This is a genomic window from Candidatus Marithrix sp. Canyon 246, from assembly GCF_001723685.1.
Taxonomy (GTDB): domain Bacteria; phylum Pseudomonadota; class Gammaproteobacteria; order Beggiatoales; family Beggiatoaceae; genus Marithrix.
Genome location: NZ_MCBX01000009.1, coordinates 1 through 13,804 on the forward strand (window position 1 = coordinate 1; position 13,804 = coordinate 13,804).

Genomic DNA, 13,804 nt, shown 5'->3' on the forward strand with positions numbered 1-13,804 from the left:
TAAGCGGCAATGCTGTGGCTGATGAGGTTTCCTCAAAAGCTATTTACGATTCAAAATTTAAAACACTATCTTTAGATGGTATTTTGGTTCCTTTTATAGATGAGTTCACTGGTAAAGAAACTGATAATAAAGGAATCTTTGATGCTCAATTGCAAGAAAAAACCAAGCTCGTATTTGAATTGATTCCTTGGAGTATCAATTTTAAAAACACATTTAATGGGGAAAATACTAGCGGCTATATTTTGTATGATCATAACACCAGATCAGTTAAGATTCCTTGTTTTGAAGTTACTACTATTGCTAAGTTTGGTGATGGTATTCAAGGAGAATCCATATATTACAAAGATGTAAACATGAAGCAGCGGCATGTAGCCTATCCAATATTTCATGTTGATAATATGACAAAAACTGATAGTTGTGAAAATTCAGTAGAACCAATTCAAAAACCAACTTTAACAACAACTCCAACAACAACTAAAGATGACACTGTAGAAGTTGAAGTTAATGGAGAAGATGGAACAACTGTTTTTGTAAATGGTATTGATAGTGGAAAAACTATTGATTCAACAGGGAAAGTTAAAGTCACACTTGATACTAGCGGTGATTATGGGGATAAACCTTTTTCTATTAGTTTGAAAGATAGTGCTGGTAATGAGAGTGAGGCTTTGACTTTTAGTATTACTAAACCACAAATAATTAATTTTCAGTTTAGTTATATTGGAGTATATAAGCCTGATGCTAATAATATTGTTGAATTTATAGCACAAAGTGATGGACTAAAACCAGTAGATATGACAATAAAATGGGATGATAACACAATAGAAAAAGTGGAAGTAGCTATTAATGGTTCAAAAACGATAAGTCATACATATAGTGATAATGAAAACAAAGATATATATATGAATGGCTTTGTTGGAGTGAAAAATACCAAGGGCAAAATTCAAGATGTGAATAGATGGGGTAAAGAGACCAAGTTTGTGTATATGAGAGAAATGTTCAAAATGTATGAAAAGACTGATTGGACTGCTACTGATACCCCACATACTAGGTATGTAACTAATATGACATATATGTTCAGTGGTAATAGAAGTGGTAAAAAGATTTCTCTTAATCCTAATATAGGTGATTGGGATGTCTCAAATGTGACTAATATGACATCTATGTTTTATCAAAACATTGGATTTAATCAAGATATATCAAATTGGGATGTATCAAATGTGGTTACTATGAATACTATGTTCCAAGTTGCTACAAGTTTCAATCAAGATATTGGAAATTGGGATGTATCCAATGTAACTGATATGTCATATATGTTTCATGTAGCTCGTAGTTTTAATCAAGATATTGGGAATTGGGATGTTTCTAAAGTAACTAGCATGAGAACTATGTTTGAAAGCACTCCTTTTAATCAAAATATTGGAAATTGGGATGTATCTAATGTACAACAGATAGGAGGAATGTTTAGTAGTACAGCTTTTAATCAAGACATAAGCAACTGGGATGTTTCTAATGTAGTTTACATGGATTATATGTTTAGTGGGGCAAGATATTTTAACCAAGATATATCTAAATGGAATGTTTCTAAGGTGCAAAATATGTATATGATGTTTCGGAGAGCGAATTCTTTTAATCAAGATATAAGCAACTGGGATGTTTCCAATGTTCGAGATATGCAATGGATGTTTGGAGGTACAACCTCATTTAATCAAGATATATCAAAATGGGATGTTTCTAATGTAAATAATATGTATTCCATGTTTAATGGTGCAAGTTTTAATCAAAATATAGGTAATTGGAATGTATCTAAAGTTAGAAGTATGAAATGGATGTTTAGAAATGCAATCTTTTTCAATCAAGATATAAGTAACTGGGATGTTTCAAATGTGACTGATATGGCACTGATGTTTGAAAATGCTAATTCATTTTCAAATAATGATCTATCAAATTGGGATGTATCAAAAGTATCAAGGCGTGAAAGATTTGCAAATAATTGGGGAAGTGGAAACACAGAACCAAATTGGAAAAATTAGCTCGTAGAATATATAAGCGATAGCCCGTTATACACCAAAACCTAATCGATGTAGTTTCGAACACTCGAAACCCCGCTTTGCTTATACATCCTACACTGGCTGTTATATATTCTGTAGGTTGGACTTAGCATCTGATACATGTAAAAATTGCAAATTGATTTATCATTAGGTGAATTTTGCTAGACACATGGTATTGGTACTGTTAATCAAATTCATAAACTAATGCTTTTAGATTATCAGATAATCTGAATTTATTTGCTTCTACTTCCTTTATAATCTCTATTGCTTTATTTTTTGTAATTTTATTACTCTCTATCAATTTCAAGAGAATACCAATCAAACCAACAATACCAATTCCAAGTGATTTTGCAACAGAACGTCCTTTTTTTTCGTCAATCAGCAAAGGTAGCTGAAGTTTCTTTGCTAAAACAATAGATTCAGATTCTCCTCTATCCAATCTTTTGATTAATATTTCATAAAATTCATCATAAGTTATAGATTGAGAAAATATTTTAGCATGTTTAATATAAGTATCAATGGTTAATTTATGTTTACTTTTATTAGTAACTTCCTTGTAAACTTCATTGGTTATGATTATTTCATCAAAAAACTTAAAAAGAAGGTTAAAATTATCTGTATCTAACAGTGTTATAAGTGTAGAACTATCAACAACTATTTGTTTCATAAATTATCAAGAAGCTCAAGCTCATCTTTTATATCATCAGTAGAGTAATTAATTACTGGCATATTAAGTGTTATAAACATATTACGAAGTTTTTCTTTACTAACATTAAGAAGTTCAGCCAATTTTCCAAAAGATATTTCTCCAGTTTTGTAAAGATCAAAAAGGAGAAGTTCTTTTATGCTTTGATCAACCATGTTATCTTTTAGAGGAATTGTAATCCCAATGGGTTTACTATGCTCAGTTAAAAAAATAGGCATTCCTCTCGCCAAACAACTACTTATGGTAGTTGTATTCTTTTTTAGTTCATTAATAGTTACACTTTGCATTAGTTATCTATCTCATATTCAGTTAGTTTAATGTTTGGTATTGTACCATAAAGCGTTGCTTGAAAACAGAGTTAAAAATTCCTTGAATTCCAATGAATGGCCCATACTATCACAAACAGGCCATTTCAAATATTGTTTCAAATGTTTTTCAATATTAACATCAATAAAAATTATGACTAAATTTAAGTTAATAAATACTATGCTTTTATTTGCCGTATTAAGCGGCAATGCTGTGGCTGATGAGGTTTCCTCAAAAGCCATTTACGATTCAAAATTTAAAACACTATCTTTAGATGGTATTTTGGTTCCTTTTATAGATGAGTTCACTGGTAAAGAAACTGATAATAAAGGAATCTTTGACGTTCAATTGCAAGAAAAAACTAAACTGGTTTTTGAATTAATCCCTTGGAGTATCAATTTTAAAAACACATTTAATGGGGAAAATACTAGCGGCTATATTTTGTATGATCATAACACCAGATCAGTTAAGATTCCTTGTTTTGAAGTTACTACTATTGCTAAATTTGGAGATGCAATTGAAGGAGAATCCATATATTACAAGGATGTAAATATGAAGCAGAGGCATGTAGCCTATCCAATCTTTCATGTTGATAATATGACAAAAACTGATAGTTGTACTCCAACACCTCAAAAACTAACTTCTAAAGCACAACTGAAAGGCAACCTATCAAATGCAAATGTAAAAATATATAGAGTAGAAGATAATGCTGATAAAACTCTTCTTTATCAAGAAAAAACCGATTCTGATGGCTTATTTTATGAACATAAAGATGAACTTGAAAATGATAAGTTTTATATTTATGAAGTTAGTGATGGTGGTATAGAGGGAACAATTCGAGCCGTTAGCAAAGGAGCTTGGATTACCAAAGATTTCAAAGTTTCTTTAGCATCTGAAATTGCTTATATCTTTTTGGCTAAGGATTTGAAGTATGATTTTAATGCTACAAAAGTTGAGAATAGATTGAATGAAGTGGCTAAGACTATTCTTAATGGTGATATAAATGAGGATGGGAATATTGATGTTTCTGATTTATTAGTGTTTGATTATCAAACTAATTTAAATGATATAAATAGTTCGGAATTTTCTAGTGATAAGTTACAACAAATTGTTTCGGAGATTTATCGAGGTGATTTAAGTTATGCGGATCGTATTTCTAGTGCTACTGTTGGACATTACAATACAAATGGTATTGCAAACTCTGTAGCCTTATCCCAAGATGAAACAAAAGCATTTGTAACAGATAGACAAAATGGTTTGGTGATAATAGATATAACAAATCCAACAAATCCAACTAAAGTTGGTCGCTATAATACAAGTACTTATGCATATCAAGTAGTCTTATCTCAAGATGACACCAAAGCATTTGTAGCAAATTATCTTAATGGCTTAGTAGTCATAGATATAACAGATCCTAGCAATCCAAGTCAATTGGCTCATTATAATGCAAGTGTGTATGGATTTGGAGTAAGCTTATCCAAAGATGGAACAAAACTATTCGTAGCGGATAATCCTAATGGTTTACTGATAGTAGATATAACAAACCCAAGCAATCCAACTACAATCGGTCACTATAATACAACTGTTCCAGCAATACGAGTAACTTTATCTCAAGATGAAACAAAAGCATTTGTAACAACAGGCGATTCTCATGGTTTAGTCATAGTGGATATAACAGATCCAAGCAATCCAACTCAAATTGGTCACTATTATAATAAAAATTATTTTACATATGGAATAAGCTTATCTAAAGATGGAACAAAAGCATTTGTAACAGGTGGTTCTACTTATTTTATCATAGTAGATATAACAGATCCAAAGAATCCAAGCAAAATAGGTCAATATAAGGCGGCAACTGGTAATACAAGAGGAATAACCTTATCCCAAGATGGAACAAGAGCATTTATAGCAGACTATAAAAATGGTTTAGTTGTTATCAATATAACAGACCCAAGCAATCCACGTAAAGTGAATCACTATAATACAAATGAAGCATATGAAGTAACACTATCAGGAGATGGAACAAAAGCGTTTGTAGCAGATGCTAATAATGGCTTAGTAATAATAGACTTAGAACTATTCACTCCAATATCAAATAATTCATCAACTAAGTAGAAAATTTTACACACATATTTTCTATCTGTTATATATTCTGTAATTTTTAAATCTCAATAACACACAATCATGACTATTCAAAAAAAACTTAAATCAACAATAATATCTATAGCAATGATGAGCTGTTTAGGAGACCAAAACCAATGAAAGTACTACTAATAATATTACAGTTATTTTTTGTAACCAAGCTTCATGCAATAGAACTTTATCAGTTTGATAATGATGATGAATTAAAAAAAATTTCAATTCTAAATCCTGCCGGTGTTTATATCGAAAATGGCTATTTAATTTTTGAGCGCACTGAGCAATCTGAGCATGATCATACTGGTATTTCTACTCTAAAAAATTATCTTGGTGATCTTGAAGTTGTACTTGAGTTTGCTGATTTAAGTTTATTTAAAGTTAATCATTTTGTGTTAGAGGATGCGGCAAATGTCAATGTTCATATCAATGTGCTGTAGCCGATTATGAAAAACTTCAGGTTTCACTCTCAGATATATTTCCAAATAATAATTTAGATGTTTCCTTACATAAAACCACCAATAATAAACTCTTAATCATTGTTAAAAATGACAATAAACATAAACAGACTCTTGCAGCTCAGCTTCCGGGATCAGCAAAAGCCGCAATTTATCAAGATTTAACTTTAAAAGGTGATAGTGATTGGCGACAACTAGAAGCTGTGTTTAATGTAGCTGAAGATATGAACGCAACGCTGTATTTCTTTAATTGATAAAACTTGGGTAATGGTGGTTAAATAGTAGGAATTATTAATACACAAACATATAATATCATATTATAATGTATATTGTTAAAAAGTAATAAGACAGTATTGCATATTTTATGCTATTATCTAAACATGAATGTTATATACGCAAGAGTTTCAACCTATAAACAGAAGAAAGACTTACAGAACCAGATAGACAACATTGAAGCTTACATGAACAGCAATGGCTATAAGGTAGATAAAATCTATAAAGATATAAAAACCGTGAACAAGAACTGTTTGAAGATTTAATGCAGGTTGTTCATTCTTTTTCTATGAAAATGTATTCGCGCAGAAAACTATGCAAAGAGTAGAACGTCATATCATAATCGATTCACATGCTTTAAATGAATTAACATTCAAAGCAAAAAACCTCTATAACGTGGCTAATTATCAATTTTGCAGTCATTCGTGAATGGAAAAAGAACCCGTCAAAGTTTAAAGGTATGCCTAAAATACCAAATTATAAAAAAAAGAACGGACACTTTGTTGCAATATTCACTAATCAGCAGGTAAAAGTTAAACAGGGTTTTATCCATTTTCCAAAAGCTGTCAATATTTCACCTATGAAAACATCAGTTTCCAAACCAAAGCAGGTACGAATAACACCTCAAGCTACCTGTTTTGTTGTAGAAGTGGTGTATGAAAAAGAAGTGCAAAAAGTAGAAACTTTGCCTGATAGTTTTGTTTCCATTGATCTCGGTTTAAATAACCTTGCAACGTCTTTTAACAATGTAGGATTAGCTCCTTTCATTGTAAACGGTAAGCCACTTAAATCAATCAACGCATGGTTTAATAAAAGCAAAGCTAAGTTACAAAGTCAATTACCTAAAGGTATATTTAGCACATTACAAATAAACGATTACATCCATAAAACATCCCGATTTATTATTGATTATTGTGTTGAAAATAAAATAGGCACGATTATTATCGGTAACAATGAAGGATGGAAAAATAGTATCAACATAGGAAAGCGAAATAATCAAAACTTCGTTCAAATACCCCATACTAAGTTAATCCGTTCCATAGAATATAAAGCTGATGAGTTTGGGATTTTGGTAAAAATAACGGAAGAAAGCTACACCTCAAAGACTGACAATTTGGTGCTTGAACCTTTAAAAAAGCATGGCTCAAATAAGATTCGAGGCAAAAGAATCAAAAAACCAAGTTTGGGTAAGCGTGGATTGTTTCAATCTTCAAATGGAATGTTAATAAATGCAGATTGTAACGGTGCAATTGGTATTGCTAGAAAAGTAGTCGGTGATTTGGCATTAAAGCCAATAATCGATAAGAGCATTGCGTTAATGCCAAGACATAGGTTTTCTTTCTGATGTTTTTAGGAAGATTCGTAAATGTCTAAATATGTCCGTAGTAACTATGGAAATTCTGACGTGACAAATGTACTATTAAAAATAATATTTATAATCACTTTCTTACAATTAAGTAATATTGCCTGCTCAAAAATAAATAAACCATTACCTCCATTACCTACTAATATAACAACATACAAAGCAGCAGATATATATAAAGTAGCTGCTTCTTTAGCTGAACTAGGTTATTTTAGCTATTCTCTTAGACAAGCTGATATTGAATCAGTAAAAGCCGCTGTCAAATTATTTCAACAAGATATTAAAGTTGAACCTACTGGTTTATTAGATGATATTACTTGGGGAAAATTACAAAAAGTTAAATTAAGTAAAAATAGACGAGCAGTATTTGTAATCGACAAAATTGAATGTAAAAGTTCAGATGAAGCATTTGTTTTATTTTATCGAGGCGAGTTAGAAAACAATGATAAAGTAAATATAAATAAACGCTATGCCTTATGGTACGATACTAAACGCAAAGGAATTAATAGAAAAGATTGGTGGTGTATTCCAAAAAAACGCTTTTGTTCTTCAGAGATTAATTTTACTGATTGGCGCGGAAAATTAAAACCGGGGGATATAGGAACTTTTAACAGTACAATGATTACAAATAGTCGTTCAAATTTGGAATCATTGGTAGCGACAACTTTTAAAAGTTCATGTAAAAAGGATTAAAACTATTATGATTTTAGAAATGAAAAATGTCATCAAGCGTCGTCAACAAGGAGGCATTACTTTTGAATTACAGATACCAGAAATACGTTTATTAAAAGGGCAATTTGTAGCTATAGTTGGTAATAGCGGTTGTGGCAAAAGTACATTATTAGATATGTTAGCCTTAGTATCTCGCCCAAATAGTTGTGAAAGTTTCAAATCCAACGATTTTGATATTAATCAATTATGGCAACAAGACAAGGAACAAACACTTGCCGCTATACGTTGCGAAAAATTAGGCTATGTACTGCAAACTGGAGGCTTATTACCATTTCTAACAGTGTGGCAAAACATAGAATTACCATTAAAATTAAATGGTTTGAATGATACTAGCTATATAAAAAGCTTAGCACAACGTCTTGAAATAGATAGCTTATTAAATAAAAAGCCTCAGTTTTTATCTGGTGGGCAACGACAAAGAGTAGCGGTATTACGCGCTTTAAGCCATCGCCCAGCAATAATTCTAGCCGACGAACCAACAGCGGCTGTAGATGAGCAACGCGCAAAGGCGATTGTTCAAGATTTCCACCAATTAGCAAAAGAAACAGGAACTACCATAATTATGGTGACTCATAACAAAGATTTAGTAATGCCATTGGCGGATAAAATTTATAGCTTTAAAGTGGAAGATGTGTCTAAAAGTATGATTAGTTCTACTTGTTATGAAATGCTATGCAAATAAATGCTTGGCTAGTTCATAATTTTGCAGTCTTGGTTTCTAGTTTTAGGCAAATTATTCATACTCCTTTGCCTAGTGCCATGACTACTAGTGTTATTGGTATAGCCTTGGCTTTACCTGCTGGTTTATATGTATTATTAGATAATGTGCAAAATATTAGTGGTGAATGGGGTGGGGTTGCACAAATTTCTTTGTTTCTTAAACCAAATCTTGCTGAAAAACAAGTTCATAAGTTAGCTGATCAATTATTGAATAAGAATGAGATTGCTAGTGTGCAAGTAATTATGCCTGAAGAGGCTTTGGCTGAATATAAGAAATTATCAGGCTTTGGCGAGGCTTTAACGGCTCTTGAAAGTAATCCTTTGCCGCCAGTATTAGTGATTCAACCTACTAATACTGATGCTAGCACTGAAAATTTATTAGAATATTTAAGTCGATTGCCTCAAGTTAATATTGCTCAATTTGATATGTTGTGGTTAAAGCGGCTATTTGCGATTGTCAAAATTGTGCAACGTGGAGTTGTATTATTAGCGATTTTACTTTGTCTTGCAGTATTATTAGTAATAGGTAATACTATTCGTTTAGCAATTGATAATCGTCATGATGAAATAAAAATCACCAAGTTAGTAGGCGGCACTGACGCTTTTATTCGTCGTCCATTTTTATATACTGGTTTTTGGTATGGTTTATTAGGAAGCTTGATTGCATGGATATTAATTCAATTGTCTTTTTGGTTATTACAATCTCCAGTTGAACAATTAACCGCTTTATATTATAGCGATTTTGAAATGATAACTTTAAATTTCTTCTCAAGCATAACATTAATAATTATTGGCTCTAGTTTAGGCTTTTTAGGAGCTTGGGTAACAGTTGGAAAACATTTAAAACAAATACAACCACATTAGTAATAAATAAAAAACTCACCGCCCATTTATATTTTGTTCTCAACCAATACTACCCCATTCTTTTATCCTGCCTGATATGCTTTATCTACATACGAAATCTTAGCATTATTTGAGATTTTTTTCTAGCCGCTATTCTATATATGTACAAACACAAAAAAATTATTTTTAGATTGTGTTAAGTACAGCGAATTACGTGGATAAACGAATTATCTATCTAACTTGTTTACATTCGTTTATCCACGTAATTCGCTGTACTCATATTATGTTTGTTTTATTACAAAAGGCTGGTGCGTAACATCAGATAAATAATATAAATCGAACATAAAGAAAAACTTTTTTGCTATTGAAAACCATATTATGGCCATTATATTTATCCTAATGGCCCAATTTAATTCTTAAAGGAGAAACTTTCTTGAATAAATATACTTTTATAAATGCTATGGTTTTATTTGCTGCATTAAGCGGCAATGTTTTGGCTGATTTGAATGATGGGTTGGTGGCTTATTATCCGTTTAATGGGGATGCTAAGGATGAATCGGGGAATGAGAATGATGGAACGGTTAATGGCGCGACGCTGATTGAGGATCGGTTTGGGAATAAGGAAAGTGCTTATAGTTTTGATGGAAATGATGATTGTATTCTAGCTAATGATAGTACAACATTAGACATTCAAAATAATATTTCGCTAATAGCTTGGATAAAAACAAGGGGAACACATAAGACCAATTCGGGGATGATTGTGGCAAAACATTATACTCATTGGGCTAGGGCATACGCACTTTATGATCAGAAAGTTTATTCTTCACAAAAATATCCTGACGGCATTATTTTATCCTATGTTGATATTCACAACAATGATCACGTAACAATTACTGATAGAACTGATGATAACAACTGGCACCTAATTGTTGGTACATATAATAAGTCAACGGGAATATCTGAATTATATGTTGATGGCATTTTAAAAAATAGCAAAAACTTTGGTAAAATTAATTTAATGCAAACATCCATCCCTGCTTCGATAGGCTGTTATCTTTCAAGCAATTCTGGAACATCTAAAAGGGAGTTCTTCAATGGTCTCATTGATGATGTTCGCATCTACAACCGCGCTCTATCAGAATCAGAAATCCAACAACTTTATAATGCTGAACAAGAGAAAGAAGAACAACCACCAACAGAAATTTCATCAAAAGCCATTTACGATTCCTTAACAAATACATTATCTTTAGAAGGTATTTTAGTTCCTTTTATAGATGAATTTACTGGCAAAGCAACTGATAAAAAAGGAATCTTTGATGTTCAATTAGAAGAAAAAACCAAACTTGTATTTCAAGTGATTCCTTGGAGTATAAATGTCAAGGGAACGCTTGAAGGAGAAAATACTAGCGGCTATATCTTGTATCATCACAAAACTAGATCAGTTGAGATTCCTTGTTTTAAAGTTACTACTATTGCTAAACTTGGTGATGGAATTGAAGGGGATGCGGTATATTATAAAGATGTAATTATGAAACAGAGGCATCTGGATTATCCGATATTTCATGTTGAAGATATGACTGAAGCTGATAGTTGTAAATAAATACCAATTGTCAGAATCAGAATTTACAAGATTTAATCCTGTAAATCCTGATTCTGACAATGAAAGATTATAGATAAAAATTTTAGTCTAAAAACCTGACAGGTCTGAGACTTAAAATTTAATTCCCTCCATATTAATGTCGTTATTTTGCCAACTAGTAACTAAATGACAAACATAATTTATACCAATATCAATTTTAGAAATATTCCATGTTTTATCATATAAATAAGCTTTATTTATATCAAGCTTAATGTCTAATAATGGAATAGACAAGCCTCTACCATCCGCCTTTATCACAGCCTCTTTAATCGTCCATATTTCATAAAACTCTTTATATGATAGTGGTTTTGTTTCCATATATTGATTAAAATCTGATATATTAATTGCTTTGATTAACTCAATATCTATTCCAAGCCGCCCTTGATCAGAAATAGCACATACTACATATTCACCGGCATGTGAAATATTAAAATCAATTTTATTATCAATAAATGGTCTATTATATAGTTCATATTTTAATTGATTTAGACAATCACTATTATAACCTGCTTGACGTAAAGCATGTTTTAGTAACAATTTACTAAACAAAGCGGCATGTTGATCTTGCCATCGCCTAAAATTACTAATTTTTTGTTGAATATTTTTAGGTAATTGGCAAAAATATATTTGCCACTGTTCAATAGAAAGAGGGCTAGTAAAATGTGTATAAAAAATTTTAACCATAATGGAGTATTTATGAAATATATTATTAATATATTATTCATTCTAATGTTATTCGATATAAGTGCTTGTTCACAAGGCAATAAACAAGTAGCTGCAACCGTTACACCAGTAGCATCAATTAATAAAGAATCTGAAAAGAAAAAGCCAGAAGAAGACAATACAGCTCATATAGATCAACTAAATATTTTAACTTATGAATCATTTCCAGTACAAAGCAATATAATTGTAAAGGGATATTTAGCTAATAATTGTGTTTCTATTTCCGATATTATGGAATCACGACAAGATAAAGAATTACAATTTGAACTTGTAACAACTCGTCAAGCCGGTAATAATTGTATCAAAAAGCAACACAACTTTGAAGAAATAATTCCTATTAATACAAAGGGATTAAAAGCCGGATTTTATACTGTAAAAGTTAATGACGTTACAAAAACTTTTGAATTGATAGTGGATAATATTGTTAGATAATATGTCTGAATTAAGTAGCTTATATGATCAGAATTATACTGAATGGGCACATCAAAACGCAGTCTTGCTTAAAACCAGACGTTTTGCTGAATTGGATATTGCACATTTATTAGAGGAACTAGAAGATATGGGTAAAAGTGACCATCGAGAATTAGCAAGTAGGTTGCGGATTTTATTGGCACATTTACTAAAATGGCAGTTTCAGTATCAACAGTTATCTGATAAATGGCGAGAATTTGATGGGCGAAGTTGGAGAGCAACAATTATTGAACAATGCACATCTATTAATATTTTATTGCGCAAAAAACCGGGCTTAAAGTCTGTGATTATTGATGCTATTAACGATGCCTATCCTGAAGCTGTAGAATTGGCAACCAATGAAACTGGCTTGTCTATTGATACATTTCCAAAGACTTGCCCTTATACAAAAGAACAAATTTTGAATACAGAATTATGGGAAAAAAATACTCAGAAATACCAGACAAGTTAATTGAATTTATCAAAGCTCAAAAAATATTTTTTATCGGCACTGCCACTACTGATAGTAGAGTTAGTGTTTCCCCTAAAGGTATGGATAGTTTAAAAGTTCTTGATAACAATAGAGTTGTTTGGCTAAATGTAACCGGTAGCGGCAATGAAACCGCTGCTCATGTTCAAGAAAATCCTCGCATGACTATCATGTTTTGTGCTTTTGAGGGTAATCCTATGATTTTACGACTTTATGGCACCGCTAAAGTCATTCATCAAAATGATCCTGAATGGAAGGATTTATTCAGCTTATTTGAACCACTGCCCGGTGCTAGACAAATATTTGATGTCTCAATTGATTTATTACAGACTTCATGTGGAATGGCAATTCCATATTATGATTATGTAAGTGAAAGAGAACAACTAAATAAATGGGCAGAAAAAAAAGGGGAAGATGGAATTAAACAATATTGGATTGATAAAAATCAAGAAACTATTGATGGAAAACCAACTAATATTGTTAGCATGAATAATTTAATTCAGGCATAATATGTTAAAAGAAAATGCTATTGTTGTTGAACTCAGCAAGCAGTTTGCAGTCGTGGAAGTTATACCCACTAATCATCCTTGCACTCAGTGTCAGAATGGTTGTGGTATTGCCAGTTTAGCCAAAACTAATAAACATGTTAGTAAGATTAAAGTTATTAATTTAGTAAATGCTAAACTGGGTGATAAAGTAATAATAGGCTTAAAGGAACAAGCCTTGCTTAAAGCTTCATTGATCTTATATTTGCTACCATTGGTCAGTATGTTTGTTATAGGTATTGCAATGAATACAGTGCTAGCCGCTGTGCTTGGTTTTACCATTGGTATCTTATTGGTTCAAAAAATAGTGAAAAATCAAATGTTTAATAATGTAGATTATCTACCAAAAATAGTGAAAGTGTATTAGTTATT

At 31.5% G+C, this 13,804-nt stretch carries 16 protein-coding genes; 13 read left to right on the forward strand and 3 right to left on the reverse strand.

Going from position 1 to position 13,804, the window contains the following annotated elements:
* Positions 1–2,030 (forward strand): BspA family leucine-rich repeat surface protein (locus BHU68_RS07115; protein WP_069473726.1); only part of this gene is annotated, 2,030 nt, incomplete at its 5' end.
* 202 nt (positions 2,031–2,232) lie between these two features.
* Here the strand turns inward: BHU68_RS07115 and BHU68_RS07120 are convergent.
* Both BHU68_RS07120 and BHU68_RS07125 read right to left on the reverse strand, forming a co-directional pair.
* Entirely contained in the window at positions 2,233–2,715 is a 483-nt protein-coding gene (locus BHU68_RS07120) for a hypothetical protein (RefSeq protein WP_069471598.1), read from the reverse strand.
* The gene (locus BHU68_RS07125) at positions 2,712–3,041 is read right to left on the reverse strand and encodes a UPF0175 family protein (protein ID WP_069471597.1); all 330 of its coding nucleotides are present in this window, start codon (positions 3,039–3,041) and stop codon (positions 2,712–2,714) included. Before BHU68_RS07125 ends, BHU68_RS07120 begins: the two co-directional genes overlap by 4 nt.
* A gap of 172 nt (positions 3,042–3,213) precedes the next feature.
* On the opposite strand from BHU68_RS07125, the gene BHU68_RS07130 reads away from it, so the two are divergent.
* The 8 genes from BHU68_RS07130 to BHU68_RS07160 all read left to right on the forward strand — a co-directional run bounded on the left by BHU68_RS07130 (position 3,214) and on the right by BHU68_RS07160 (position 11,185).
* Entirely contained in the window at positions 3,214–5,175 is a 1,962-nt protein-coding gene (locus BHU68_RS07130) for an LVIVD repeat-containing protein (protein ID WP_069471596.1), read from the forward strand.
* 143 nt (positions 5,176–5,318) lie between these two features.
* Positions 5,319–5,636: a hypothetical protein gene (locus BHU68_RS07135; protein ID WP_069471595.1), complete on the forward strand. Its 318-nt coding sequence runs from the start codon at positions 5,319–5,321 to the stop codon at positions 5,634–5,636.
* Positions 5,637–6,034: 398 nt separating this feature from the next.
* On the forward strand, positions 6,035–6,193 hold the full coding sequence (locus BHU68_RS18320) for a recombinase family protein (RefSeq protein WP_216092553.1): 159 nt from the start codon (positions 6,035–6,037) through the stop codon (positions 6,191–6,193).
* 155 nt (positions 6,194–6,348) lie between these two features.
* On the forward strand, positions 6,349–7,272 hold the full coding sequence (locus tag BHU68_RS07140) for an RNA-guided endonuclease InsQ/TnpB family protein (protein ID WP_256359150.1): 924 nt from the start codon (positions 6,349–6,351) through the stop codon (positions 7,270–7,272).
* 21 nt (positions 7,273–7,293) lie between these two features.
* Positions 7,294–7,983: a peptidoglycan-binding domain-containing protein gene (locus tag BHU68_RS07145; RefSeq protein ID WP_069471593.1), complete on the forward strand. Its 690-nt coding sequence runs from the start codon at positions 7,294–7,296 to the stop codon at positions 7,981–7,983.
* A gap of 7 nt (positions 7,984–7,990) precedes the next feature.
* Positions 7,991–8,704: an ABC transporter ATP-binding protein gene (locus tag BHU68_RS07150; protein WP_216092554.1), complete on the forward strand. Its 714-nt coding sequence runs from the start codon at positions 7,991–7,993 to the stop codon at positions 8,702–8,704.
* Positions 8,695–9,606: a permease-like cell division protein FtsX gene (gene ftsX, locus BHU68_RS07155; protein ID WP_069471592.1), complete on the forward strand. Its 912-nt coding sequence runs from the start codon at positions 8,695–8,697 to the stop codon at positions 9,604–9,606. The genes BHU68_RS07150 and ftsX overlap by 10 nt, the downstream gene beginning before the upstream one ends.
* 412 nt (positions 9,607–10,018) lie before the next feature.
* Positions 10,019–11,185, forward strand: coding sequence for a LamG domain-containing protein (locus BHU68_RS07160; RefSeq protein WP_069472933.1), 1,167 nt, complete (start codon positions 10,019–10,021; stop codon positions 11,183–11,185).
* A gap of 111 nt (positions 11,186–11,296) precedes the next feature.
* Here BHU68_RS07160 and BHU68_RS07165 read toward each other — a convergent pair whose 3' ends face one another.
* Positions 11,297–11,908, reverse strand: coding sequence for a 4'-phosphopantetheinyl transferase family protein (locus tag BHU68_RS07165; RefSeq protein ID WP_069471590.1), 612 nt, complete (start codon positions 11,906–11,908; stop codon positions 11,297–11,299).
* Between the two features lie 45 nt (positions 11,909–11,953).
* On the opposite strand from BHU68_RS07165, the gene BHU68_RS07170 reads away from it, so the two are divergent.
* From BHU68_RS07170 to BHU68_RS07185, 4 genes are read left to right on the forward strand one after another with little or no spacing between them, the layout of a single operon-like run.
* Positions 11,954–12,379 (forward strand): hypothetical protein, encoded by a 426-nt coding sequence (locus tag BHU68_RS07170; RefSeq protein ID WP_141698832.1) that lies wholly within the window; start codon positions 11,954–11,956, stop codon positions 12,377–12,379.
* A 1-nt stretch (position 12,380) separates the two neighbouring features.
* Positions 12,381–12,869 carry a DUF29 domain-containing protein gene (locus tag BHU68_RS07175; protein ID WP_069471603.1) on the forward strand — a complete coding sequence of 163 codons (489 nt, stop codon included), beginning with the start codon at positions 12,381–12,383 and terminating at the stop codon, positions 12,867–12,869.
* Positions 12,833–13,396 (forward strand): pyridoxamine 5'-phosphate oxidase family protein, encoded by a 564-nt coding sequence (locus BHU68_RS07180; RefSeq protein WP_069471588.1) that lies wholly within the window; start codon positions 12,833–12,835, stop codon positions 13,394–13,396. The genes BHU68_RS07175 and BHU68_RS07180 overlap by 37 nt, the downstream gene beginning before the upstream one ends.
* Before the next feature lies 1 nt (position 13,397).
* Positions 13,398–13,799, forward strand: a complete 402-nt coding sequence (locus BHU68_RS07185) for a SoxR reducing system RseC family protein (protein ID WP_069471587.1) — start codon at positions 13,398–13,400, stop codon at positions 13,797–13,799.
* Positions 13,800–13,804 lie beyond the last annotated feature (5 nt).